This is a genomic window from Brevibacillus sp. NPDC003359, assembly GCF_042878995.1.
In the GTDB taxonomy this organism is placed as follows: Bacteria; Bacillota; Bacilli; order Brevibacillales; family Brevibacillaceae; genus Brevibacillus.
The window spans coordinates 1,803,038-1,824,700 of the sequence record NZ_JBIAOR010000001.1; the positions used below are offsets into that span (position 1 = coordinate 1,803,038).

Below are 21,663 nucleotides of genomic sequence, written 5' to 3' on the forward strand. Positions count from 1 at the left end.
ATGAGGACTAATTTGGAAATAAATGACGAATGAATAAGGATGAGTGTAATGGCACGCGAAAGCTTTGACAAAGAGCTGCAATTGCTCCGTCTCCTGTTTTTAACCGCTGGTGCATACAATCGTCAGCAATTGGCCGAGCGGCTTGGGATCTCCGTTCATACCCTAGATAAAACGATAAGAAAGCTAAAAGACATCCAATCGACCTTTTACCAGCATGTAGGCGATGAGGAGAAAAAAGAGTATTACGCACAGCTTCGTTACAACTATTTTGAGGTGACGGACAATTTCTTGATGTTTTTATACCATGCAAAATCATTGAAGGACTCGGAAGTAGAGCGACTGTCGCACATCTTGGAAAAGCTCAGACAGCAACCGCTCTCCATTAAAGACTTGCTGGATACGTTTGTGGATACAGAGCCCGATGAAAAAACAATTCGCCAGGACATGAAATACCTCGAAGAAATTGGCGTGATTAAAAACGTTAGTACGGTCAGGCCGTATGTCTATCAATTCGACGGTGAGCTGCTGGACTCGCTGACAGACGACGAGCTATTGGATCTGTATGATTTCATCGACTTCATGGCCAATACACAACTGCCGGCCGTCCCAGGTTATCTTCTGCAAGAAAAAGTGAAGCGTTATCTCAAATTTCGCTTGAAGCGAACCGATGCATCTGCGTTTTTATACAAATATCATTTCGTCTCACGTATTCTCGATGAATATCAAGCTTCGCTTCTCACCGAAGCCATTCGTCAGCGAAACATCGTTGAATTTCACTACTACACGCCCAAACGCCGAAAGTTTTACGATTCCCAAAATACGAATCCGGCTTTCCAACGGGATACATCGGGGCGACATCAGAAAGTGATTCCGCTCCGGGTTATTTTTGATCATCAATACGGTAGATGGTACTTGCTGGCACAAGGATGCGGAAATGGCCCGCTGCGCAAATACCGTGTGGAAGGAATGACCAAGCTAATAACAGGCAGATCGGTCACACCGGACATCTTCTCTTCCTTGCAAGCAAGTGCGGATGAGCGCATTGCCCACAGCTGGCTGATTGATACCGGAAAACTCGTAACCGTACGCCTTCGCTTTTTCCAGCCTCGCGACACGCCTCATTCCTTTATCCAAGAGCGAGTGGAGGCACAAGGGCAATGGGGGATTGTGACAGAGGAATCACGGGAGAGCTTTGTCTATGAGATCAAAGTGAACAGCACGATGGAAATTACACCGTGGATTCGCAGCTTCGGTTCAAGCGTCGAAGTCCTTGAACCTCTGTTTCTTCGCAAGCAATTCCAAAAAGAATGGGAGGAGCTACTCGCCTACTATGAATCTGTTTGATAAGATACATAATTATCAGTTAGTGACACGTATGGATGAAGCGGGTGTTTATCCGATAACATCACACGAAAAAGCGTGGCTCGCCTTGATGCTGGCGAATCCGTCTGCGGCAGAAATCTTCGAGCCCGCGACACTCGATAAGCTTCGCCGTTTGACACACATGCCAGAAAGTGAGTTGACCGAACAAGAACGTTTCATAGAAAAAGCGCAAACGCAGGCCAAACAACTCTGGAGCCCACACGTGCGCACTCTGCGGCGAATCATTCTTGGCAAAAATCACATAAAAATAACCGCAGCCACGAATAAAGGCCGGGTTTTTCACAATCAGCGAGGGGTTCCCTACAAGCTGGAATATTCACTTGCCAAGAAGGCTTGGTACCTGATCTGGCTGAACATGTCTTCCAATCGCGTGATCACGACTCTGCTGCATCTCATTCGCTCCGTCGATGAGCTTTACATAGAAGATGTATGGTATGACAGTTTTTTACCGACCATTTCGGAACAGATCCACCAGCGCAAGCAGATGGCAAAAATTGTGATCATCCGCCGTTACAACGCAGAGCTACAGCGCATATTGTACGCCTTTTCCTGCTTTGACAAAGTGGTCGCTTTTGACCCCGAATTACAGGTGTATACGATCACCCTGCATTTTCTATCCGACGAGCAGGAGTTTATTTTATCGCGCATTCGTTTTCTCGGCCTGCGGGTAAAAGTAATAGAAAACGATCAACTCAAACAGCGAATGGCAGAGTCAGCAACGAACGCCTTGGCAAGATACACAGAACCTCCACTTTGATTGTCCCAAAAAATCAGGAAATCATACCCTATTCGATTTCCTACATTTCCCTTATGATAGTTCAGGTGAGATAATAGCTAATCCAAGTCAGAGGTAGAAATGATGAAAACAACATGTAAAAAAGCGTCTCTCATATGTGGGCTATGGCTTAGTTTGTCATGGCCGTTTCTTACAGAGCCGGCGCAAGCAGCAAGTGTCATCCAGGCAAAAGTGGTCGCAACCTCTCTGAACGTTCGCAGTGAACCAGCTCCCAATGCTTCCGTTGTCACTACCGTGCCGTACGGAGCCGTCGTGACGATTACGGATGAAGCATACGGTTGGGCAAAAATTAGATACAATCAAAAGGTAGGTTGGGTCGCGGGGTATTACTTGCAAAAAGGAGCGGTAACGAGTACGGGTTCAGCTTCTTCACCAGCCACAGCAACCGCTGTCAAAAGCAAACAAGGTACGGTTCTGGCCGATTCGCTTCGAATGCGAAAAGGGCCAAGCCTCAGCCATGAAATTATCCTTTCGCTGCCCAAAGGAACCCGTGTAGACATTTTGAAAAAGCAAGGCGATTGGATCCAAGCGAGAGCTTCCAACGGACAAACAGGCTGGGTGTCTGCGACGTATATTGGCGATGCCAAGGTCAACGCTCCGGTGTCCAAAAGCTCCAAAGCGCCAGGCTTAAAAGGAAAAGTCATCGTCATCGATCCAGGACATGGCGGTTCAGATGTCGGGACGCAGGGAACGAAGTGGAATAGCATGGAAAAAACGTTGAATTACAAAACATCCATGCTGCTCGCCAGCAAACTGCGACAACGGGGTGCGCAAGTCTTCATGACGCGGACAAGTGACACAGAAAAGCCTTCGCTATCGCAGCGTGTCGCTTTTAGCGAATCCAAGGCGGCAGATGCCTTCATCAGCATCCATTACAATTCTTCTCTGAAGCCAAATAGCGGTACCCTGACGTTTTATTATTCGCAAGACAAAGATGAGCCGTTAGCTCGAGCGATTGAGTCTCGCTTGGCAGGCGGCATCGGTTTAAGAAGCAACGGCATTTCATTCGGCAATTATCATGTCCTGCGAGAAAACGACGATCCGTCCGTATTAATTGAGCTTGGCTTCCTATCGAATCCAAAGGATGAAGACATCGTCCGTACAGCTTCCTATCAGGATAAAGCTGCGCAGGCGATTACGGAAGCTCTCGCTGATTATTTCGGTCGATAATCATAGGGCTGGACACTGTAGGAAAACAGCTTCCGCTCGAATTTTCCTTTGGCACCAATGATCTGATACCAAGTCTCCCCGATCAGCAAATCGGTGGCGAAATCTTTCTCCAGCAGATTGGTGATCGTCTCCATGACCGCTTTCTCATTGTCTTTTTGAATTTTCAACAACAAGGCCAGGACGAAATACGCCTGGTCTTCTTCCATTTCCAACAAATGCAGCCGGGCTGTACCTCGTCGTTTGACGTTGAAACCATCGATCACATTCGCCAGACTCTTTTTTGCCTGCACTTTATACTTTGTCGCTTCCCTCCAGGCGGTAATAACCGCATCGTACAACGAAAACGTCAGGATGAAATGGCTGGCGTAATCCTTCGGTTCAAAAGGCTCCGGTCCGATTTGCTTCTCATCCGCTGGTATGACGACAAATGCTTTGTAGTTGCTAAAAAACGGATCGCTCATGGCAGGTCCTTTCCTCCGATAATCTTCTGTGTTGGTTAGTATCCACTAGGAAAGCAGGATATTATGTACAAAAACGGTCATAAACGTTCAAAAGGCCAAGTCGACATGAAAACCGACTTGGCCTTTTGCTTGCTTTTGTATAGGCATGTTTTTCAACTAAATATTTACTCATTACCGGTGGGTCATCGAGACGTTTCCATGCCCGTGCTCCTCTTCCATGACCTCCATTCCTGCACCATGATATACGGTCCAGGTAATGACTTGGCTGGAAATGACAACGGCCAAAATGGTATACATCATCTCTTTCATCGGTACGAACCAGAACGACATGCAAAGCACAATAACGTCCAGTAAAAGAAAGACCGTACCAATGGACAATCCCGTGTACTTACTGATCAACAGGGAGAAAATATCGTCTCCACCTGTCGCAGCTCCATAGCGCAGAACCAATCCGGTACCCAGCCCGGTCAATACACCGGACAAGACAGACGCCAGCGGCATCATTCTGCTCATATCCATGACAATCGGTGAAAATCGTTCAAACAAATCGTAAAACCCGGTAAAAGCAAGTGATGCAAAGATCGTATCCCAAATGAACTGGCGGCCTCTTACTAACCAAGCAACCAAAAACAGTGGAATATCTAGCAAAAGCATCACCATCGCTGGGGATAAGTCAAAGGCGTATTTCGCCAATAACCCCAAGCCAACAAACCCACCTTCAGACAAATGGTTCTGAAAGTTAATGTGATAATACGCAAAAGCAAGTAAACAAGCTCCAAACAAAATCATACTGTAACGCTTAGATAACTGCAGCGCTCTCCTCATCATGGTTTCCTCGCATTTTTGTCGGTTTAGGCACAGACAACCAACCAACTACCGAGGAACTTCGAAAGTATAAGTCGCTACTCATACAAATGGCCTCGCTTTCGTAGTAGATTAGTCGTCTTCAGTGACGATCGACTACTACGAAGCTAGATGTAGGAGAGGTCAAAACGTTTCCAGATCGTCCTATGGGGACGCATGGTATCCTGATCCCTTCCATGGCTTTTCTTGTATTATATCATAAAAAAGGTGAAAAGACGACTCGAAACCGTCTTTTCACCGAGTTAAAATCGGAAAGCTTGTCCTTTTATCTCCACCGGAATCCCTGCTGTGACAAGAAAAACTTGATCAGAAACAGCTGCCACGCGTTGATTCATTAAGCCCGCCAAGTCACGGAACATACGGCCCAACGGGTGTTGTGGGACGAGACCGTCGCCTACTTCGTTTGTCACCAATAAAACGGTCCCTGAGTAGTCTTTTAGCTTGTTTACCAGCACATCAACCTGCCGGAGCACTTGCTCAAACGGCAGCTCCTCTCCATCATGCAGCAGCCAATTGGACAACCAAAGGATCAAGCAATCAACCAAAATCACTGTCTGTTGATCTTGTATTTCCTTTTGAGCTCCCAGCTTCGCGAGCCATTCTGTCAATGCGTACGGCTCCTCGATCGTTTCCCAAGAGAAGCCAGACTGCAAACGGCGGTCTCGGTGGTGCAAGATCCGCTCTTCCATCTCCTCATCACTGATTTGTGCGGTCGCGATGTAAACACCCGAGGAGCCCAAGTGAGCCGCGTATTTTTCGGCAAATGTACTTTTACCGCTGCGTGCTCCGCCTGTAATGAGTACGATCATGCTCCTATCTCCTTATTCGTGCGAGTTCAAACTTGCGATTGCAAAATAATTTGCGGCAAATGGTGAACAGGATGCTCCATGACGATCGGTCTGGTTCCGTATACCGCCTCTATTCTGTCACTTTGCAAGATGTCTTTTGGTGTGCCGACACTCATCTGCTTTCCTTTATGAAGCATCAAAATACGATCGCAGTATAGGGAGGCTAGATTCAGATCGTGCAGCACAGCAATGACCGTCACCTGCGTCGTCTTTTGCCATTTTCGCACGATGTCCATGAGTTGAATCTGATAGCCGATATCGAGGTAAGTCGTGGGTTCATCGAGCAACAGCACCTGAGGTCTTTGGATCAATGCTTTTCCCAAAGCTACACGCTGCTTTTCCCCACCACTCAACTGATCCAGTATGCGATCTTCCAAATGTTCAAGACCGAGCATCTGTACGATTTCATCAATGAGCGATGCGACATCCTGCTTCTCTTCCCCCAACCAATTTTGGTAAGGAAAGCGCCCCATCTCCAACACCTCTCGGACACGAAAGCCGACTGGCGGCAGTCCTTCTTGCTCCAAAACAGCCAGTATTTTGGCAAGCTCTTTGCGTGGATATGAATGAAGCTTTTTCTCTTGAAGCAAAATGCCTCCTGCATCTGCCTTGATGACACCTGAAATGATTTTTAGCAAGGTGGATTTACCGCTTCCATTGGGCCCGATGATGCCAAAAAATTCTCCCTTGTCCACGCAAAAATCGATTCCGTGCAAAACAGGCGCATCCTGATACGATTTTTGCAAGTTGCGCACATTGATCATAAGCTTACGTTACCTCTTCCTAAAGCGTTTATTTTGCTTCAATAAATAGGCGAAAAACGGGGCTCCCAGAAATGCTGTTACGACACCGAGCGGGATTTCCGTTGGACTCAGCAGCATTCTGGCAAGTGTGTCGGCCCACAGCACATAAATACCGCCGCAGATCGCAGCCATCGGCAGTAAAATACGGTAGTCAGGACCAACCAGCAATCGGACGAGATGCGGTACCACCAGACCAACGAACCCGATAATTCCCGCGATAGAAACCGCCGCTGCAGTCAGGAGGGTCGAGACAACCAGAACCACCAGCTTCGTTCGATCAACATGGACGCCGAGATGCGCAGCCTGCCGCTCCCCCAAAGCAAATAGGTTCAAGGAGCGCGCATAGCTCACGAGCACCGTTCCCCCTATGACCAAGTACGGAATCAAAACATACGTGAAGGCCCAACCGCGAAATGACAGACTCCCCATAAGCCAGAATACAATCTCATTCACGGTCTGATCGGATAGCGACACCATAAAGGAAACGAGCGAGCCAAGAAAAGCCTGCACCACTACACCAGACAAAATTAAGGTCTCCGTTTGTAGCTTTCCTTGCGTGTTCGCGAGGCCCAGTACGATCCATAAACTGAGCAGTCCGGTAAGAAAAGCGACGACAGGCGTGCTCCATGCACCCAAAAAGGTGATTTGCAAGCCAAAAAGGATCAAGAAGGCTGCCCCGACAGCAGAACCCGATGCCACGCCCATCGTAAAAGGATCTGCTAGTGGATTGCGCAAAACTCCCTGAAAGCCCGCTCCCGCAAGTGACAAGCAGGCACCAATCAAGACAGCCAATACAACGCGTGGAAAACGAACCTTCATAACAATTTGCTCAGAAGACTCCGGCCACGTTACTGTGATCCACTCAGACAAACCCGGGATCTGATGGAGCAGGATGAGCCATACTTGCGAAATGGGTAGGTGTGCCGCTCCCATCGAGATACTGATGACTATCGATGCCAGAAGGACGAGACAGCTTACTCCTCCCCATACGAACAATCTCTTCTTCATTTTATTTCACCAAGTCAGGGTAAATCGCCTTGGCAACTTCGATCAAGCCTTGTGTAATACGCGGACCAGGACGGGAAAGAATATTTTGGTCCATGCCAAAGATTTGTTTCTCACGGATCGCCTTCATCTTATCCCAGCCATTGCGATTCGCGATCATATCCTCCAGCTTGACGCCAGTCTTTTCATCGGTAATGCCGCTCGCGTACAAAATGACGTCTGGGTCGTTTTGCAAAATCTTTTCCTCACTGATCGGATTCCAGCCCTCGGTGTCAGACGCAATGTTTGTCGCTCCAGCCAGTGTGATGAGCTCATCCATGAACTCGCCTTTACCGACTGTCCAGCCTGGGGAAAATTCCAAGTATACCTTTTTCTTCTCTTCCGGTTTTACATTTTTCACTGCTTCTTGAACGTACGCGATGTCTTTCTTCATTTGCGCCACGACTTTTTCGGCTTGTTCTTGCTTGTTGGTAATAACTCCCATCGCCAAAATGTTGTTCAGGATGTCATCCATCTTTGTCGGATGGGTAATATAGACAGGCATTCCGAGAGATTTTAGTTTGTCTGCGACTGGCTTCTCCATCGAAATCCCGCCGATGACCATATCTGGAGTCTGAGCGAGAATGGCTTCTTCATTCGGTTTGACGACTCCGCCAATTTTTGGTTTCGCCTTCGCCGCATCTGGATAATCGTCATAATCTGAAACCGCTACGATCCGTTCTGCCAAGCCTAAGGCGAACAAAATCTCTGTCTCGGCAGGTGATGTCGAGACGATTCGCTCAGGGGCTTTTGCAAAGGTCACTTCTTTTCCTGTCGCATCCGTGACGGTCAATGGATACGTTGTTTGTTTGGCAGGCTGCACGGCCGCGTTCTCTTGCGGTGCGCTTGTTTGCCCACCTGGTGCCGGTTGACTGTTACCCGCACAACCTGCGAGACTCGCTGCAACCAATAGTGGGATCATGAATCGCAATGAACGTTTCATATAGTAAACTTCCTTTCTGCATGTCTGATTGACTGTCATTTCCCATAAAAAAATCGACCCTTGCTTCCGTTCGGAAATCAAAGGGTCGGCACTTCAGGGCAAACAGACTTAATGGTCTGCTTCCTGAAATAGGCCGATCCTTTCCGCGAAGGCAACAGGCACTAAAACAAACAGGCAGGTCTCCTGGCTTACGGCTGAGGAATAAACCGCTTTACAGTGGCGGGACCGCGTCGGATTTTCACCGACTTCCCTTTTCACCCGGTCTTCTGGTATAAAGACGAGGCACCTGTTTGCTGTTACGTTTGAAATTGTTACAGTCCATGACTCATCCTACATCATAGCACTCCTTGGATGAAAAAAGAATGACAAACACTCTGTGAACGCCATCTTGCTTCCTAAAAATGAAAAACGCCTGAACAAAAGGTTCAGGCAATTGTAACGCTTATTTCCCTCGTTTCTGCAAATAATCTAGAATGCCCATGGAGCATACTTGCAAATCGAGCTTGAGCACTTCGAAAACATCGTGATCACTGTTGATGCCTTGTGACTGTAGATGATCAGCGACTCGTTCAAATAACTTATGAGACAGCTCATCGTATGTTTGTCCAGCAGCAAGCGCTGACTTTCCTTCCGCTACAAACACGGGGAGCCACTCATGTAATTGGCGGTACGCGTCATCTACCTGCTCTGACATCCCAAAATGACCAAAGTAAATGCGACTCAGCTTGCGAGCTTCATAACGTCTTAGAGAAGCTAACACGGCCTCCGGGTCAAACTGATTCGGGGAAGTCGATGGTAGCACGAGGTGTATGCCATCCTTTTTAAGCTGTGGATAGAGAACGCCTGCCGTATCACCTGTGAACATGCCACGGCTTACTGGATCATAGATGCTGAAGTGATGATTGGCGTGACCTGGCGAATCCAGAAACTCCAACACGCAATTCTCTCCGATCTTTAGTGTATCTCCATCCCCGCGAATCAAAATCCGATCTTTGGGAACAGCCTCAATCGGATCAAACAAACGATCAAAATCATCATGATAAACGGCTCTCGCCCCTGTAATCAGTCGACTCGGATCTACGAGATGTCGTGCACCTTTTGGATGGACAACGACCTTTGCATTCGGGCAATCCTTCAGAAACAGTCCGGCTCCTCCCGCATGATCCAAGTGAATGTGCGTCACGATGATGTATTTTACTTGTTCCGTCGTATAACCGAGCTTGGCGAGACCGGCCTTGATATAAGGAACGGAGGGGCTTGGCCCTGTTTCTACCAATGTGAGCTCGTCTTCCGCGATCACATATGTCCCCGTACGTTCCGCCCAGCCCATATCGAAACCGTCTATTAAATGGATGCGTTCCCCTAAATAGATTGGCTGTGTTGCTTGCATGTAAATACTCCTCCTTTTCAAAAGTCCGAGTTGCCATTATATTGCAGGAATATTTACACTTTACCATCTATTTTGGACGGATTGGGGATGAACAACACAAAATCTTCATATTTTTATCGTAATATGAGGGCAACAAAAACAATTCCATTACCTGGAGGGGTGCAAATGGGTCAGCTTTTTTCTGAATTACGACCTGAGCATGAGGCGTTTATCAAGAAGCAAAGGATGTACTTTGTCGCCTCAGCTCCTTTGGACGCAGATGGTCACGTGAATCTTTCACCGAAAGGCTACGATTCTTTGCGCATAGTATCGCCTACAGAGGTCGCCTATTTGGACCTGACTGGAAGCGGAAACGAAACCAGTGCTCATCTTCAGGAAAATGGGAGGATTACACTCATGTTCTGTGCATTTGAAGGCCCCCCTCTCATCATGCGCCTATACGGCAAAGGATCAGTTATTCTCCCAGATACTCCTCGGTGGGATGAGCTCGTAAAAGACTTCCCGCTTCTGCCCGGTGCTCGTCAAATCATTACTGTAAACATCCAGGAAGTAAAGACTTCTTGCGGCTGGGCAATCCCCTTCTACTCCTTTTCAAAAGAACGCGAAACCCTTCAGAAATGGACCCTGGCGAAAGACGAGCAGGAACTGCTTGCCTATCAACAAGAAAACAACGTAATAAGCATGGATGGATTGCCAACACCTTTGGGACAAAAGCTTTTTCCCGTAGCAGAAGGAGATAACTAAACGTACAACGCAAAGAAGCTGCCTTGCTCGCAGCTTCTTTTGATTGAAACCTCTTTACTTGCTGGTATAAATGACCACTGCATCGCGGAGAAACGCAGCTACACCTGGCTGTTCCTTGTCATAGTAAGCGGTAAAACGCGGGTCATCGACGTACATCTCGGCAACACCTGCGTGAGCTTCTTTGCTGTAGCTGTCCCAATAAAAACTGAGCCATTGACGGTGAAGATCAGCTGCTTTTTGGGCAAGCTCATGTGCAGGATCTCCCGTCGCAAAAGCCTGTGCCAACGTCTCATGCAGTTCTTCATTCAACTGCTCAAGTGCAGCGTACTCCTGCTCGGTCATTCCTTTCATTTTACGATTGGATTTGTCAACCTGGTCACTTCCATATTTTGCGCGAATCTCTTCTCCGTACTGAGCCTCGTTGTCGTCAATCAATTTTTGCTTGAAGCCTTCAAATTTTTGCTTGTCACTCATCGTTTTGGTCCCCTCTCTTTGTGCTAATGTCAAATCGACATTGGCGATTAACGCATCCAATTGCGTTCGCCTATCCAGGAGCTTCTCACGGTGCTCCAGCAGTGCCCGGTCAGCATCAAAGGTTGGTGAATCCAGGATCTCCTTGATCTCCTCCAAGCTCACACCCAGCTCGCGGTAGAAAAGGATTTGCTGCAATCGATCAACCTCTTGCTGTCCGTAAATGCGATACCCTGACGAATTGATTCTCGCCGGCTTGAGAAGATCAATTTCATCGTAATATCGGAGCGTCCGGGTGCTGACACTCGCCAGGAGTCCTAGCTTTTGCACCGTATATTCCATGTTCATTCCTCCTGACAAATTGATCGTACACATTTACGGAGCGTCAATGTCAAACACATTTTCACAAAAATTAGCGTTACTCTATTTTCATAATTTGCTAAAATATAGAGAAAGCCATACAAGGGGGGACTTAAGATGCTCTATGTCTTCGGCTTCATTGTAGCCGTACTCGGTGCCGGATGGGGATTAACAGGTCTGCTTAGTCTCAAAGCGAGAGATAAACATGCCATCACCCACTACAGTGACGATGCTTATAACCAGCAAACCTTGTTCCAGATGCACAACCAACCCTAGCCAAGGAATGTAAACATAGAAAAAGGCTGCCCGCAACTTGTGCACGGGCAGCCATTCTTATTTCTTACAGCGCTTGGAATGTATCAGTCAATATCGGTACGATTTGCTTCTTACGGGAGACAACGCCCTTCAGAACGGCTTTGTTGTCCACCAATGTTACTTGGTACGCTTTTTCTACTGCTTGTGTTGCGCTGCCGAGTGCGATGGCAACAGAGTCGTTGTTCAAGATATCGGTTACGACAAACACGAACAGGTCCAAACCTTTTTCTGCGATGTTTGCATGCATAGCCGCTTCCAATTCGCTTTGGCGTGCAAGTACATCATTGACATCAACTGCATTTACTTGCGCGATTTCTACTTTCGCATTGCCCATTTGGAACTCTTTTGCATCCAGTGTGAGCAGTTGTGCGATTGTTTTGTCGCTCAGGTCTGCCCCCGCTTTGAGCATTTCCAAACCGTATGCTTCCAGATTGACACCCGCGATTTCAGCCAGCTCGTGAGCTGCAGCTACATCTTGCTCCGTGCACGTTGGAGATTTCAACAGCAACGTATCCGAGATGATAGCAGAAAGCATCAAGCCCGCTATTTCTTTTGGAATATCTACGCCGTTTTCTTTGTACATTTTCTTCAAAATGGTTGTCGTGCATCCAACCGGCTCGGCACGGAAGTAAAGAGGATTGCTCGTCTCAAAGTTTGCAATTCGGTGATGGTCAATAACTTCTACCACTTGCACTTGCTCAATGTCATTCGCGCTTTGTTGGCGCTCGTTGTGGTCTACAAGGATGACTTCATTTACTTCATTCGCCACTGTTTCTACGAGGCGCGGCTCTTTTACTTGGAAGTAATTCAACACAAATGCTGTTTCGCTGCTGATTACACCGAGGCGTACAGGCTCTACATTCGCGCCCAATTTCGTTTTCAAGTCAGCGTACACAAGTGCTGAACAAATGGAATCCGTGTCTGGATTTTTATGACCGAAGATTAGTTTTTTTTCCATCATCCATACTCCTTAATCGTGATTTGGCGTCAAAATTATACCATAGGTTAGAGGACATGCCCAAGATACATTATAGGTTTAAACTCGATCGTTGGAAATAAGGACTTGAAGATTATTTGGATATAAATGGGAGGCGAAGTGAAATGAGAGTAGCAGCATTGTATGACATTCACGGGAATCTGCCTGCACTACATGCTACATTGGCAGAACTCGAAGTCGTGAAGCCTGATCTGATTCTCATCGGGGGTGATATGATCTCAGGTCCGATGCCCGTCCAAACACTTGAAATGCTTTTCCAATTGGATACACCTGTGCAATTCATCCGTGGTAATGGCGATCGTGAAGTACTCCTCACATTTGACGGTGAGGTTCAGCACTTGGAAATGTCTGATTCTGTGCATCTACAAACTATCCGAAAGCGCAGCAGTTTGCAGAGGAGAATGTCAGAAAGATCCCTACCGCTCAAGAAGCGATGGAATTTTTGGAGGCCATAGCACAAAAAAACCGACTCTCTACATAGTAAAGGGTCGGTTGAAAAATATAGCTATTTCGATTAATCGTCCCAGTCTACATCCAGTACAGCACCTGTCGTAGCGGAAATCTCCAAATCTACTTCCTGTCCTTTCGCCGTTTTCACTTCCACTTCATACACGTATTGGTTATCGTCTTCATCCAGCTTAATGGATTTGATGTTGCCGTTCACTTTCGCCAAAGCGATTTTTTTCGCTTGCTCTACACTGATTTTCACTTGTTGGTTTTTCCACTGATCGTCGTTGTCGTCGTCATGATCGTCGTCGTCATCGTGGTCAACTGTTTGCCACACTTCGCCAGTCATCGCATCGACGTACACATCAAACTCTTGATGCTTATTTTTGATCTCTGCTTTGTATACGAGGAAACCGTCCTCTTCATCCAGCTTCCATTCGGTAATGATACCAGACTGTACATCCCGAACTTTTTTCAGTGCTTTTTCAGGCGTGATGCGCACAAGCTTCGCCCAGTTGTGTTTCACATCATCGTCGATTTGCAGGTACACGCTAGAAGTGTTCTTTTGCTGTCCGCTGTTGCTGTTGTACTGATTGCTATGCGCAAAGGCTGTTACGCTAAGGCTCCCTACAATCAGTGCTCCTACCATGGTCATGACTACTTTTTTCATATGATCTCGCTCCTTTTTTCAACTGGTGTTGTTTGATCTCCTTTATCATAAAAAGGGCAGATGAAGGAAAAAAAAGAGAGAGATTAGAAATTGATGAGAAAATAGATAAGACCTCTCACAGATTTCATGATTGCCAGTGAGCCAGCACGATTAACGAAAAGAGCGCGTGTTTTCTACTGGCAAAAACAATCCATTCCGGCTGTAAATCGACGCAAATGAAACATCCGCGCTTTTGCGTGCTTTCCGCTTTTTTCCGTATAATAAAAGCAATCGAGAGGACAACAGCCGACTCGATGACATACGAAAGAGAGCGTGAATGGCAGTGTAATACATATCGTTTCTAACTACTTTCTATTTTTTCTTAAATGAGAAGGAGAAACGATTTTTCCGTGGACGCACCACTTTTGAAAAACATCTTTTTTTGAATCTATTTCCTCGTAACCATGCAAACGGTCGTCATGTCCGTTATGACCTTGGAAGTGAAAAACCCAGCACGTATCCAATTGACTGCACAAGCAGCACAAGCTATCTCCTATTCCTATTCGGAATCAGACAATCGGAAATAAACAGAAGCACTCTACTAATCTAGTAGAGTGCTTCTTATCTGTTTACGATAAACCATTCATGGAAAAAGGAGTGACAGCAAGATGCGAAAAATGGAAGGAAGCACTTGCAAAAGCACTGGAGCAAAAGGCACTTGTATGGAAATAATATTTTCTATTTTCCGAGATTGTTCTTAATGGCTTCCAATCCAGCTATTTCTCCCAGGAAGAACGTATCGCCCGCGAGTGTATCCATTGTGTAAACATGGTTGTTTTTCACTGCTTTGAGGTTTTTCCAGACAGGATGATCCTTCCAGATATGAATCAATCCTTCCGGCTCCTCTGCTTTCGCCGAACGACGGTTCTCAGCAATAAAGATATGATCGGGAGCGAGCTCACTCAACGCCTCGATTCCGATACGCCCCCCAATCGTGCCATCCTCGGGTAATCCTGCTATCGGTGTCAGCCCCACTTCCTCATAGTAAATCGGGAAGTTTTTGGGATGCATCACCGTAAAATCCTTCCCATTGGAAACGAGGAATAGCGCTGTTTCTCCTTTATGCTTGTCTGCTGCTGCTTTTGCTTCGTTCTTCAGCTTATCAAAATCGGCCAAAACTTGCCTTGCCTTTTCTTCTTTGCCAATCACTTCAGCTATTTTCATGAGGCGGGTGGGTGCATCCACTGAGAAATCAATGACGATGGAATCAGCCATTTTGTTGAATTCCTCAAATCTGGAGCCTTTTCCGGTGCTTGTCATGACAATAACCTCTGGGTCCATCTCCAACAAGGTCTCCAAATTCGTTTTTCCACCCAGATCCTTCACCGTTTTCCCTTCCGCATACTTCGCAAAAATGGGTGACTTACTTTTCGTCGACTCAAAGCCTTCTGATACAATCGGAGCAAAATCCAGCACGAGGAGGTAATCCGTTCCCATGATATCGACAGAGGCGACGCGATCCGGCTTTTTCTCTAGTGTGACTTCCCCCATCGTATGCTTGATGGTTCGAGGATACACAGGCTCCCCTTTTGTATCGGGTTGTGATGCTCCTGCCTCAACTGTTTGCGTTTTATTGTTAGCGTTTGTGTCTATAGTCGCCTGTCCTGCTCCGCATCCCGCTACGACGGCTGTGGCTAAGATTACGGACAGAATGCTTGATAATTTCTTTTTCATATCGATTGAACTCCTTTTTTCATCTCCTGATTTCAAACGTGTCTTACCCTTTTGTCCGGATCAACAAATACAGAAAATAAGGCCCCCCAATGAGGGAAATGACAATACCAGCGGGTACTTCTGTAGCTGGCATGATACTTCGCCCTATCGTATCCCCGGCCAATACGAGCAAGGAACCGACGAGCGCCGTAATGGGCAGCATGTATTGATGCTGGGGTCCGACCAATCTGCGCGCGATATGCGGGCCAAGCAAGCCGATAAACCCTATCCCTCCGCCTGTCGCTACACTCGACGCAGCCAGACCAACCGCTCCCGCCATCAAAGCCAGTCGCTCCCGTTGAAGAGATACGCCCAGGCTTGCTGCAATTTGTACGTTCATACTGAGCAGGTTCAGCACACTTGCCTTCCGATACACGTACGGCAGCAGGATCACCATCCACGGCAAAAGTGCCAGCACGAACTTCCAATTGGAACCCCACAACGATCCCATTTGCCAAGTAACGACAAACTCGAGGTTTCGTGGATTCAACTGAAGCGTCAAAATAATGCTGATGGCACTAAGCCCCGCCCCAACTGCAATCCCTGTAAGCAGGAGACGAGTAGGAGATATGCCATGCCCCTTCTTGTATGCAAGCAGATAGATGATGGCTGCAGTGGCAGTAGCACCAATGAGTGCGAGAAACGGCATCAAAAAAGGCGGGGCCATATTCGTCGCGGGATATAGAGAGACGAACAACAATACGGCCAGTCCAGCACCTGAACTGATTCCAAGAATGCCGGGGTCAGACAGACCATTGCGAGAGATTCCTTGCAGAATCGCTCCCGATACAGCAAGCCCAGCCCCAATCATGACCGCAATCACCATCCGAGGAAGCCGCAGCTCAAACAGCACGAGATTCTGCTTTTTCGAGCCCTCCCCCAGCAACGTCTGCAACACCTCGAAGGGCCCAATGCTGTACGGTCCCGTATTCAAGCTCAGGACAAAACCGACAAGCAAAAGTACCGCGAAAAGGAGGATCAGTCGGACACTACGGCTTTTTCTTTTTTCGGAAAATAGATCGATGTCCACTACCACTCCCTCCTTTCCTTACGTGCCAGGTACAAGAAGAAAGGGACTCCGATGACAGCGATAATGGCGCCAAGCGGTGTCTCGTAGGGCATCGCTATCATTTTGGCTCCAATGTCTGCAAAAACAACCAAAACGCCACCCATGACTGCCGAGCAAGGAATAATCCAGCGGTAATCAACCCCGACCAGAAAACGGACGATATGTGGGACGACGAGACCGACAAACCCAACACCGCCAACCGTTGAGACCGAAGCACCTGCCAGCACCATGACGACAACCGCCGCCAAACCCTTCACCAGCCTGGTCTTTTGTCCGAGTCCCGCTGCTATCTCTTCTCCCAGACTCAAAATGGTAATGGAGCGCGAAAGAATCATTGCCACAATGATTCCTCCCACAATCCACGGCATCATGACGGATACCTGAAACCACTCTGCTGTAGAGATCCCCCCTGCTGACCAGAAAGCCAGATCATAATTGATCTGAAACAAGAGGGAAATCGCCTGACTAATCCCTGATATGAGTGAGCTGACGACTGCTCCCGCCAACGCGAGTCGCAAGGGAGTCAAACCGTTTTTGGAAAAATAGGCCAGTCCATAAACAAGCCCTACCCCCAGACCCGCTCCAATAAAAGAAAAGAGAATAATAGACTCAAAAGGGAGTCCTGGTGCAAAAGCAAAAACGAGTACGAGCACGAATCCAGCCCCTGCATTAATGCCCATCAAGCCCGTATCCGCAATCGGATTTCTCGTGACTCCTTGCATGATGGCTCCCGCTGCAGCAAAAGCAGCTCCCACCAGCACTCCTGCCAAGGCACGCGGCATCCGCAGTGTTTGAATAATGACATGATGCTCGTTGCTAGAATCATAGTGAAAAATCGAGTTCCAAACAGTGGCAAACGAGATGTTAGCCACTCCCGTGATAATGGATGAACCTAGCCCGAATAGGATGGCGCAAATCCCCGCAACAATCAACACGGTCGCCATCCACGGCCTGGTTCGAAGCGAAGCATTTTTAGCGATCGGCTGTGACAGTGACATTTCCCTTCTTATCCTCCAGAGCAACGTTCGAATCAATCACGGTCAGCTTGTCATTTGCAGCCGTTCTCGCTCGTGCTTCCGGGATGACCTCCGGAAAGCCAAGCTGAAGCATTCCTACGAGTTTTTCCTCCGCACGTACCCCTACCGCTTGCAAAAATCCTGCTTGATACGTGAACGGTTCCGTTTTCCAAACGACACCCAATCCCCGCTCCCACGCCGCTAGCTGAAAGTTTTGAATCAAAGTGCAGGCTGCCGCATAGTCCTCTTCCCGTTCTCTTTGCCGAGAGTCTTCGTTGACGATAACGAATAGATACGCCGGAACGCGTAAGAGTAATTCAGGATCTCTTTTTTTCATGGCGTTTTGAAGAATGGCATCGACGACAATGCGCTTGCCTTCCTCCATATACAGAACGAATCGCCAAGGCTCTCGCAGTCCGTGATTAGGCGCCCAGACGGCTACATCCAGCAACTCGCGAATCAATTCCAGTGGAATCGGGTTTGGCTTGAATTTCTTTATGGTTCTGCGGTCACGGATCGCTTGGGCAACCGGATACAATGGTGACTTCATCTCGTTCCCTCCAACAATAGTGATACTCATTCTCAATCATTATCACAAACTTGTGGACGCAAGAAAATTGAAGAACCTGATTCCTTTTTTGTACATTCCTGTGACTCTGCAAAATGCGTGAGCGCCTCTGAAATCGCCTGCTCATGGCCGAGTGCGGAATAATGCAGCCAAGGATATACCCCAGCTCGATGTACATTTCCTTTTAATCGATGCTTGCGTACATCCGTTCGAATTTTCCGTTCGTCGAAAAGTAGAATATGATCAGCCTGAAAATCATGAAGCTCATCCAGGCTCGCGATATCCAGAAAGGCAAAATGATCTGTTCCCACTGGCGGTCTCACCTGTAGGTCACCGTATAAAATATCGGAAATTTTCCGCCTTCTCGCACCAAAGATACGGGCTCCACCATCCCAAGCCCTCACTGCCATAACGGTTTCATTCCCAATTTTTTTGCGGATACGCTCGCGGGCTGCAACTGCTTTCAGATCATAATAATAGAGCCAACTCGTCGCCACTTCTGCAATTCCCAGCATGGTAGCGACTTGCTGCAAATGATCGCGCCAGGTCGTTGTTTTGAAAGGAATGAGCTGTGTCGGTGCAATGGCTTCCAATTGTTCAAGCCAGGGTGCAACCTGATCTGTACCGACAATCAAATCCGGCTCCATCTGGCGCAGACGGTACAAGTCAAATTCCAGCGTAGCAGCTTCCATCTGGGAGTACGGCCTCTTTTGCCGATGCTTTTCCCATACGGGGATCAGATGTTGGATCGAAACCCCCAATGCGAGCAGATCACCGATGATTGCTGGATGGAGAACGGCGATTTTCTTATGTAACGATTTCTTGAAGCGATAAGGGGGAACGCCAACGATCTTTTTAAACATCCGACTGAAATAGTACACATCCCGATAGCCCACTTCACTAGCTACCTCAGGAATCATCACGTCCTCCGCCACCAGAAGCTGACAGGCCTTCTCCATTCGTTTCCGATTGATGAATTGCAAGGGAGTGAGGGAGGTGTACTCCTTAAACTGCTGATAGAAAAGGGTCGGCGTCATTCCTGAGTAGCGAGCCATCTCCTCAATTTGAAAAGTCTCTTCACAATGCTGCTCCATATGCTCAGCGATCCCTTGAAGAAGTTGCTGACGATCTGTTTTTTTCTCTTGCAGCGTGATTCCAGCCATAATACCTTGCCATAGCTTCAGAAAAAGAATTTGCATGGTTGCCTGATCGAAATGATCTTTTCGCCATGCCAGCTGCAATTGTTCGATGTGATGGTGAATCAAGGAGATTGCTTCGATATGGTGCTTCCCCTGGATCGGTAGCATCACTTCGTTTATGAGCCAGCCATCCCTTTCTCTTCTGGCGTGAGCAGCAAAAAGCGCCACATAACAAACATAGATGCTCTCCGTTATGGGTAAAAGGGCGACCCCTTCCTGCATATCCTCTGGAGATATGACCAAGAAATCTCCCTGGTTAAGCATCCCTCCTGTCTTATCCAACCGAAACGACGCCCTGCCCTCTATTACCAAAATGATTATTTGTTCGCTTCTATCTCTCGCTTCTGCAAGCTTCCATTCTTTTGAAATGGACATAACTTGCACATCATTTAAAGTGATGACATTCGGATCACTATATTTGTCTGTTTTTCTCATAAATGACTCCTCTTGAATCATGATGTAACAAACTATTGATAACAATTCTCACCAATTGTACGAGAGCCTCGGCAAAACTGCAATCGCACCTGAGTGAGAAAAAGCAAAAAACGCCTTACGATCATCAAGATGACCACTCGGCGTTTTCTCTTTCCACTTAAGCTATTTACATATCTCGCTCATGGTCTCATCGACAGTCCTGTAATGCCTGCGGACGTGGCGGATACCGTCGTTTTCCACGGAGGATATCTGCGGTAATAGCAAAGGGGCGTTTATTCAGACAGATGGTGACTGAATGAACACCCTTTTGATCAATCCGTTTAGTGTCCGACCATCCAAGGTCGCTTGCCCCCGCTGCTGTGGGAATGACTACCATGCGAGTGACTACCATGGCTGCACCCTGCTCCCTCGTGTGAATGAGATTGTTTTCTGACGATTTTCGGTTCCACACCACGCTCGATACGTTGGCGCAGCGCTTGCGGTGTCATGATCAATCCTGGTGCTGCATACAAACGCTTTGATGGTTGCTGGCAATCGGGGCAAGCAACGCTCTCTGTAAGCTCGCTCATTTTCAGCCACTGTACAAATGGACCACATTCCTCACACATGTAATCGTATCTCGGCATCGTTTTTGGCTCCCTCTTTCGCGGTCTTTTTCTTGGCTACTTCGGCAAAATATCTCGATCAAAAATGCTTGTCGGAATAGACAAGGTGCAGCACGCGTTCGGAATATCGACGATCCCCGCAATTCTTCCCTCCACCGGTGCTGTACCCAGTAGCATGTAGGCCTGCTCCCCCGTGAAGCCCATCGCGGTTTTCAAATACTCGATGGCATTCAGGCATGCATTGCGGTAAGCGACATGCGCATCCATGTACAGCTGCTGCCCTGTCGTCTCATGGACAGAAATTCCTTCGAAAACGAGGTATTCGGTATAGCGAGGCTCTACTGGACCCGGCTTGAATACAGGGTTGTTCACGATGTTATACTTCGCCATCCCGCCCTTGATTACGTCGACATGAAGATCCAGCCAACCAGCCATTTCAATTCCGCCGCAGAAGGTCACTTCTCCGTCTCCTTGTGAAAAATGCAAATCGCCCATGGACAGCTTCGCTCCATTTACATACACCGGGAAGTAGATGCGAGTGCCTTTGGACAAGTTTTTAATATCGCAGTTTCCGCCATGCTCGCGAGGGGGGACAGTTCGAGCCGCTTCTCTGGCAATCCGATCAAACTCGGCTCCTTTTAAACTGCCCAACACGGCACTATGCGGAGTCGGCAAATTAGCCAGTGGCGGCATTCGTTCAGGATTTGTCGCTACGAGGTCGCTCTCTCTTCGGTTCCAGCGATCCAGTAGCTGGTGGGAAGGTGCCGTACCGATCAAGCCTGGATGAAGAATGCCAGCAAATTTGACTCCTGGCAAATGACGAGAGGTCGTGTAAATTCCGTGGAAGTCCCAGATCGACTTGGCCGCTTGCGAGTAATGATCGACGAGGAAGCTCCCGCCGTTTTCTTTGGCGAAAATCCCGTTAAAGCCCCATTCCGATTGGGGAAGTGCCCCGATATCGAGAATATCGACAACCAGGAGGTCGCCTGGTTCTGCTCCATTCACCCATACAGGTCCACTGAGCACATGGACGCGATTGAGATTGACATCGCGAATGTCGGAAGGGTCATCGTTGTTAGCGATCTGCCCGTCCGTCCAGTCCTTACATTCCATGCGGAAAACAGCTCCTGGATTCACGGAAACGGTTGCAGGAATGTCTGGGTGCCATCTGTTGTGACCAGGTGTATCCTGCTCCTCCATCGGTTTGTTCAAGTCAACTCGAAATAAAACTTCTGGCATGCTGCTTCCCCCTCACTTGTTCAAAATTGCGAATGCTATACATTCACAAAAAGAAGCAAATGACATGCCAATGC

The 21,663-nt window shown here is 47.8% G+C and carries 23 protein-coding genes and 1 riboswitch; of the genes, 6 read left to right on the top strand and 17 right to left on the bottom strand.

Going from position 1 to position 21,663, the window contains the following annotated elements; translation table 11 throughout:
• The first annotated feature begins 48 nt into the window (after positions 1 to 48).
• From ACFYU8_RS08450 to ACFYU8_RS08460, 3 genes are all read left to right on the top strand, one after another.
• Positions 49 to 1,344: a helix-turn-helix transcriptional regulator gene (locus ACFYU8_RS08450; RefSeq protein ID WP_390294047.1), complete on the top strand. Its 1,296-nt coding sequence runs from the start codon at positions 49 to 51 to the stop codon at positions 1,342 to 1,344.
• Entirely contained in the window at positions 1,331 to 2,140 is an 810-nt protein-coding gene (locus ACFYU8_RS08455) for a WYL domain-containing protein (RefSeq protein WP_390294045.1), read from the top strand. Before ACFYU8_RS08450 ends, ACFYU8_RS08455 begins: the two co-directional genes overlap by 14 nt.
• 102 nt (positions 2,141 to 2,242) lie before the next feature.
• Complete coding sequence (locus ACFYU8_RS08460; protein ID WP_390297175.1) at positions 2,243 to 3,349, top strand: N-acetylmuramoyl-L-alanine amidase family protein; 1,107 nt, start codon at positions 2,243 to 2,245, stop codon at positions 3,347 to 3,349.
• Here the strand turns inward: ACFYU8_RS08460 and ACFYU8_RS08465 are convergent.
• The 7 genes from ACFYU8_RS08465 to ACFYU8_RS08495 all read right to left on the bottom strand — a co-directional run bounded on the left by ACFYU8_RS08465 (position 3,334) and on the right by ACFYU8_RS08495 (position 9,702).
• Positions 3,334 to 3,810 (bottom strand): hypothetical protein, encoded by a 477-nt coding sequence (locus tag ACFYU8_RS08465; RefSeq protein ID WP_390294043.1) that lies wholly within the window; start codon positions 3,808 to 3,810, stop codon positions 3,334 to 3,336. The two genes, ACFYU8_RS08460 and ACFYU8_RS08465, sit on opposite strands and share 16 nt — an antisense overlap.
• Before the next feature lie 171 nt (positions 3,811 to 3,981).
• Positions 3,982 to 4,638, bottom strand: a complete 657-nt coding sequence (locus tag ACFYU8_RS08470; RefSeq protein WP_390294041.1) for a YitT family protein — start codon at positions 4,636 to 4,638, stop codon at positions 3,982 to 3,984.
• Between the two features lie 278 nt (positions 4,639 to 4,916).
• The gene (cobU, locus tag ACFYU8_RS08475; RefSeq protein WP_390294039.1) at positions 4,917 to 5,483 is read right to left on the bottom strand and encodes a bifunctional adenosylcobinamide kinase/adenosylcobinamide-phosphate guanylyltransferase; all 567 of its coding nucleotides are present in this window, start codon (positions 5,481 to 5,483) and stop codon (positions 4,917 to 4,919) included.
• A 26-nt stretch (positions 5,484 to 5,509) separates the two neighbouring features.
• Entirely contained in the window at positions 5,510 to 6,286 is a 777-nt protein-coding gene (locus ACFYU8_RS08480) for an ABC transporter ATP-binding protein (RefSeq protein ID WP_390294037.1), read from the bottom strand.
• 9 nt (positions 6,287 to 6,295) lie between these two features.
• Positions 6,296 to 7,333, bottom strand: coding sequence for a FecCD family ABC transporter permease (locus ACFYU8_RS08485; protein ID WP_390294035.1), 1,038 nt, complete (start codon positions 7,331 to 7,333; stop codon positions 6,296 to 6,298).
• Position 7,334: 1 nt separating this feature from the next.
• Positions 7,335 to 8,312 carry an ABC transporter substrate-binding protein gene (locus tag ACFYU8_RS08490; protein ID WP_390294033.1) on the bottom strand — a complete coding sequence of 326 codons (978 nt, stop codon included), beginning with the start codon at positions 8,310 to 8,312 and terminating at the stop codon, positions 7,335 to 7,337.
• 156 nt (positions 8,313 to 8,468) lie between these two features.
• A riboswitch (cobalamin riboswitch) is annotated at positions 8,469 to 8,617 on the bottom strand.
• A gap of 137 nt (positions 8,618 to 8,754) precedes the next feature.
• Complete coding sequence (locus tag ACFYU8_RS08495; protein WP_390294031.1) at positions 8,755 to 9,702, bottom strand: MBL fold metallo-hydrolase; 948 nt, start codon at positions 9,700 to 9,702, stop codon at positions 8,755 to 8,757.
• A gap of 165 nt (positions 9,703 to 9,867) precedes the next feature.
• Here ACFYU8_RS08495 and ACFYU8_RS08500 point away from each other — a divergent pair, with 165 nt between their 5' ends.
• A complete protein-coding gene (locus tag ACFYU8_RS08500) occupies positions 9,868 to 10,446 on the top strand; it encodes a pyridoxamine 5'-phosphate oxidase family protein (protein ID WP_390294029.1) in 579 nt (192 codons plus the stop codon).
• Between the two features lie 54 nt (positions 10,447 to 10,500).
• Here the strand turns inward: ACFYU8_RS08500 and ACFYU8_RS08505 are convergent, their stop codons facing one another.
• Positions 10,501 to 11,259, bottom strand: a complete 759-nt coding sequence (locus ACFYU8_RS08505; protein WP_390294027.1) for a MerR family transcriptional regulator — start codon at positions 11,257 to 11,259, stop codon at positions 10,501 to 10,503.
• Between the two features lie 135 nt (positions 11,260 to 11,394).
• Here ACFYU8_RS08505 and ACFYU8_RS08510 point away from each other — a divergent pair, with 135 nt between their 5' ends.
• Positions 11,395 to 11,553 (top strand): hypothetical protein, encoded by a 159-nt coding sequence (locus ACFYU8_RS08510; RefSeq protein WP_390294025.1) that lies wholly within the window; start codon positions 11,395 to 11,397, stop codon positions 11,551 to 11,553.
• A 64-nt stretch (positions 11,554 to 11,617) separates the two neighbouring features.
• Here ACFYU8_RS08510 and ACFYU8_RS08515 read toward each other — a convergent pair whose 3' ends face one another.
• Entirely contained in the window at positions 11,618 to 12,550 is a 933-nt protein-coding gene (locus ACFYU8_RS08515; RefSeq protein ID WP_390297171.1) for a manganese-dependent inorganic pyrophosphatase, read from the bottom strand.
• Between the two features lie 143 nt (positions 12,551 to 12,693).
• Here ACFYU8_RS08515 and ACFYU8_RS08520 point away from each other — a divergent pair, with 143 nt between their 5' ends.
• Positions 12,694 to 13,044 (top strand): metallophosphoesterase family protein, encoded by a 351-nt coding sequence (locus ACFYU8_RS08520; RefSeq protein ID WP_390294023.1) that lies wholly within the window; start codon positions 12,694 to 12,696, stop codon positions 13,042 to 13,044.
• A gap of 59 nt (positions 13,045 to 13,103) precedes the next feature.
• Here the strand turns inward: ACFYU8_RS08520 and ACFYU8_RS08525 are convergent, their stop codons facing one another.
• The 8 genes from ACFYU8_RS08525 to fmdA all read right to left on the bottom strand — a co-directional run bounded on the left by ACFYU8_RS08525 (position 13,104) and on the right by fmdA (position 21,589).
• On the bottom strand, positions 13,104 to 13,706 hold the full coding sequence (locus ACFYU8_RS08525; protein WP_390294021.1) for a PepSY domain-containing protein: 603 nt from the start codon (positions 13,704 to 13,706) through the stop codon (positions 13,104 to 13,106).
• Between the two features lie 717 nt (positions 13,707 to 14,423).
• Positions 14,424 to 15,419 carry an ABC transporter substrate-binding protein gene (locus tag ACFYU8_RS08530; RefSeq protein ID WP_390294019.1) on the bottom strand — a complete coding sequence of 332 codons (996 nt, stop codon included), beginning with the start codon at positions 15,417 to 15,419 and terminating at the stop codon, positions 14,424 to 14,426.
• A 43-nt stretch (positions 15,420 to 15,462) separates the two neighbouring features.
• Complete coding sequence (locus tag ACFYU8_RS08535) at positions 15,463 to 16,488, bottom strand: FecCD family ABC transporter permease (RefSeq protein WP_390294017.1); 1,026 nt, start codon at positions 16,486 to 16,488, stop codon at positions 15,463 to 15,465.
• Positions 16,488 to 17,525, bottom strand: coding sequence for a FecCD family ABC transporter permease (locus tag ACFYU8_RS08540; RefSeq protein ID WP_390294015.1), 1,038 nt, complete (start codon positions 17,523 to 17,525; stop codon positions 16,488 to 16,490). Before ACFYU8_RS08540 ends, ACFYU8_RS08535 begins: the two co-directional genes overlap by 1 nt.
• Positions 17,500 to 18,093, bottom strand: a complete 594-nt coding sequence (locus tag ACFYU8_RS08545) for a nitroreductase family protein (protein ID WP_390294013.1) — start codon at positions 18,091 to 18,093, stop codon at positions 17,500 to 17,502. Before ACFYU8_RS08545 ends, ACFYU8_RS08540 begins: the two co-directional genes overlap by 26 nt.
• Positions 18,094 to 18,125: 32 nt before the next feature.
• Positions 18,126 to 19,745: an AraC family transcriptional regulator gene (locus ACFYU8_RS08550; RefSeq protein ID WP_390294011.1), complete on the bottom strand. Its 1,620-nt coding sequence runs from the start codon at positions 19,743 to 19,745 to the stop codon at positions 18,126 to 18,128.
• Between the two features lie 320 nt (positions 19,746 to 20,065).
• Positions 20,066 to 20,371, bottom strand: a complete 306-nt coding sequence (locus ACFYU8_RS08555) for an FmdB family zinc ribbon protein (protein WP_390294009.1) — start codon at positions 20,369 to 20,371, stop codon at positions 20,066 to 20,068.
• Positions 20,372 to 20,407: 36 nt separating this feature from the next.
• The gene (gene fmdA, locus ACFYU8_RS08560) at positions 20,408 to 21,589 is read right to left on the bottom strand and encodes a formamidase (RefSeq protein WP_106782843.1); all 1,182 of its coding nucleotides are present in this window, start codon (positions 21,587 to 21,589) and stop codon (positions 20,408 to 20,410) included.
• Positions 21,590 to 21,663 lie beyond the last annotated feature (74 nt).

Excerpts from the sequence above, each read along its gene's own strand:
- ACFYU8_RS08450 (WP_390294047.1), top strand. The coding sequence starts at position 49 with ATGGCACGCGAAAGCTTTGACAAAGAGCTGCAATTGCTCCGTCTCCTG.
- ACFYU8_RS08455 (WP_390294045.1), top strand. The coding sequence starts at position 1,331 with ATGAATCTGTTTGATAAGATACATAATTATCAGTTAGTGACACGTATG.
- ACFYU8_RS08460 (WP_390297175.1), top strand. The coding sequence starts at position 2,243 with ATGAAAACAACATGTAAAAAAGCGTCTCTCATATGTGGGCTATGGCTT.
- ACFYU8_RS08465 (WP_390294043.1), bottom strand. The coding sequence starts at position 3,810 with ATGAGCGATCCGTTTTTTAGCAACTACAAAGCATTTGTCGTCATACCA.
- ACFYU8_RS08470 (WP_390294041.1), bottom strand. The coding sequence starts at position 4,638 with ATGATGAGGAGAGCGCTGCAGTTATCTAAGCGTTACAGTATGATTTTG.
- cobU (WP_390294039.1), bottom strand. The coding sequence starts at position 5,483 with ATGATCGTACTCATTACAGGCGGAGCACGCAGCGGTAAAAGTACATTT.
- ACFYU8_RS08480 (WP_390294037.1), bottom strand. The coding sequence starts at position 6,286 with ATGATCAATGTGCGCAACTTGCAAAAATCGTATCAGGATGCGCCTGTT.
- ACFYU8_RS08485 (WP_390294035.1), bottom strand. The coding sequence starts at position 7,333 with ATGAAGAAGAGATTGTTCGTATGGGGAGGAGTAAGCTGTCTCGTCCTT.
- ACFYU8_RS08490 (WP_390294033.1), bottom strand. The coding sequence starts at position 8,312 with ATGAAACGTTCATTGCGATTCATGATCCCACTATTGGTTGCAGCGAGT.
- ACFYU8_RS08495 (WP_390294031.1), bottom strand. The coding sequence starts at position 9,702 with ATGCAAGCAACACAGCCAATCTATTTAGGGGAACGCATCCATTTAATA.
- ACFYU8_RS08500 (WP_390294029.1), top strand. The coding sequence starts at position 9,868 with ATGGGTCAGCTTTTTTCTGAATTACGACCTGAGCATGAGGCGTTTATC.
- ACFYU8_RS08505 (WP_390294027.1), bottom strand. The coding sequence starts at position 11,259 with ATGGAATATACGGTGCAAAAGCTAGGACTCCTGGCGAGTGTCAGCACC.
- ACFYU8_RS08510 (WP_390294025.1), top strand. The coding sequence starts at position 11,395 with ATGCTCTATGTCTTCGGCTTCATTGTAGCCGTACTCGGTGCCGGATGG.
- ACFYU8_RS08515 (WP_390297171.1), bottom strand. The coding sequence starts at position 12,550 with ATGGAAAAAAAACTAATCTTCGGTCATAAAAATCCAGACACGGATTCC.
- ACFYU8_RS08520 (WP_390294023.1), top strand. The coding sequence starts at position 12,694 with ATGAGAGTAGCAGCATTGTATGACATTCACGGGAATCTGCCTGCACTA.
- ACFYU8_RS08525 (WP_390294021.1), bottom strand. The coding sequence starts at position 13,706 with ATGAAAAAAGTAGTCATGACCATGGTAGGAGCACTGATTGTAGGGAGC.
- ACFYU8_RS08530 (WP_390294019.1), bottom strand. The coding sequence starts at position 15,419 with ATGAAAAAGAAATTATCAAGCATTCTGTCCGTAATCTTAGCCACAGCC.
- ACFYU8_RS08540 (WP_390294015.1), bottom strand. The coding sequence starts at position 17,525 with ATGTCACTGTCACAGCCGATCGCTAAAAATGCTTCGCTTCGAACCAGG.
- ACFYU8_RS08545 (WP_390294013.1), bottom strand. The coding sequence starts at position 18,093 with ATGAAGTCACCATTGTATCCGGTTGCCCAAGCGATCCGTGACCGCAGA.
- ACFYU8_RS08550 (WP_390294011.1), bottom strand. The coding sequence starts at position 19,745 with ATGAGAAAAACAGACAAATATAGTGATCCGAATGTCATCACTTTAAAT.
- ACFYU8_RS08555 (WP_390294009.1), bottom strand. The coding sequence starts at position 20,371 with ATGCCGAGATACGATTACATGTGTGAGGAATGTGGTCCATTTGTACAG.
- fmdA (WP_106782843.1), bottom strand. The coding sequence starts at position 21,589 with ATGCCAGAAGTTTTATTTCGAGTTGACTTGAACAAACCGATGGAGGAG.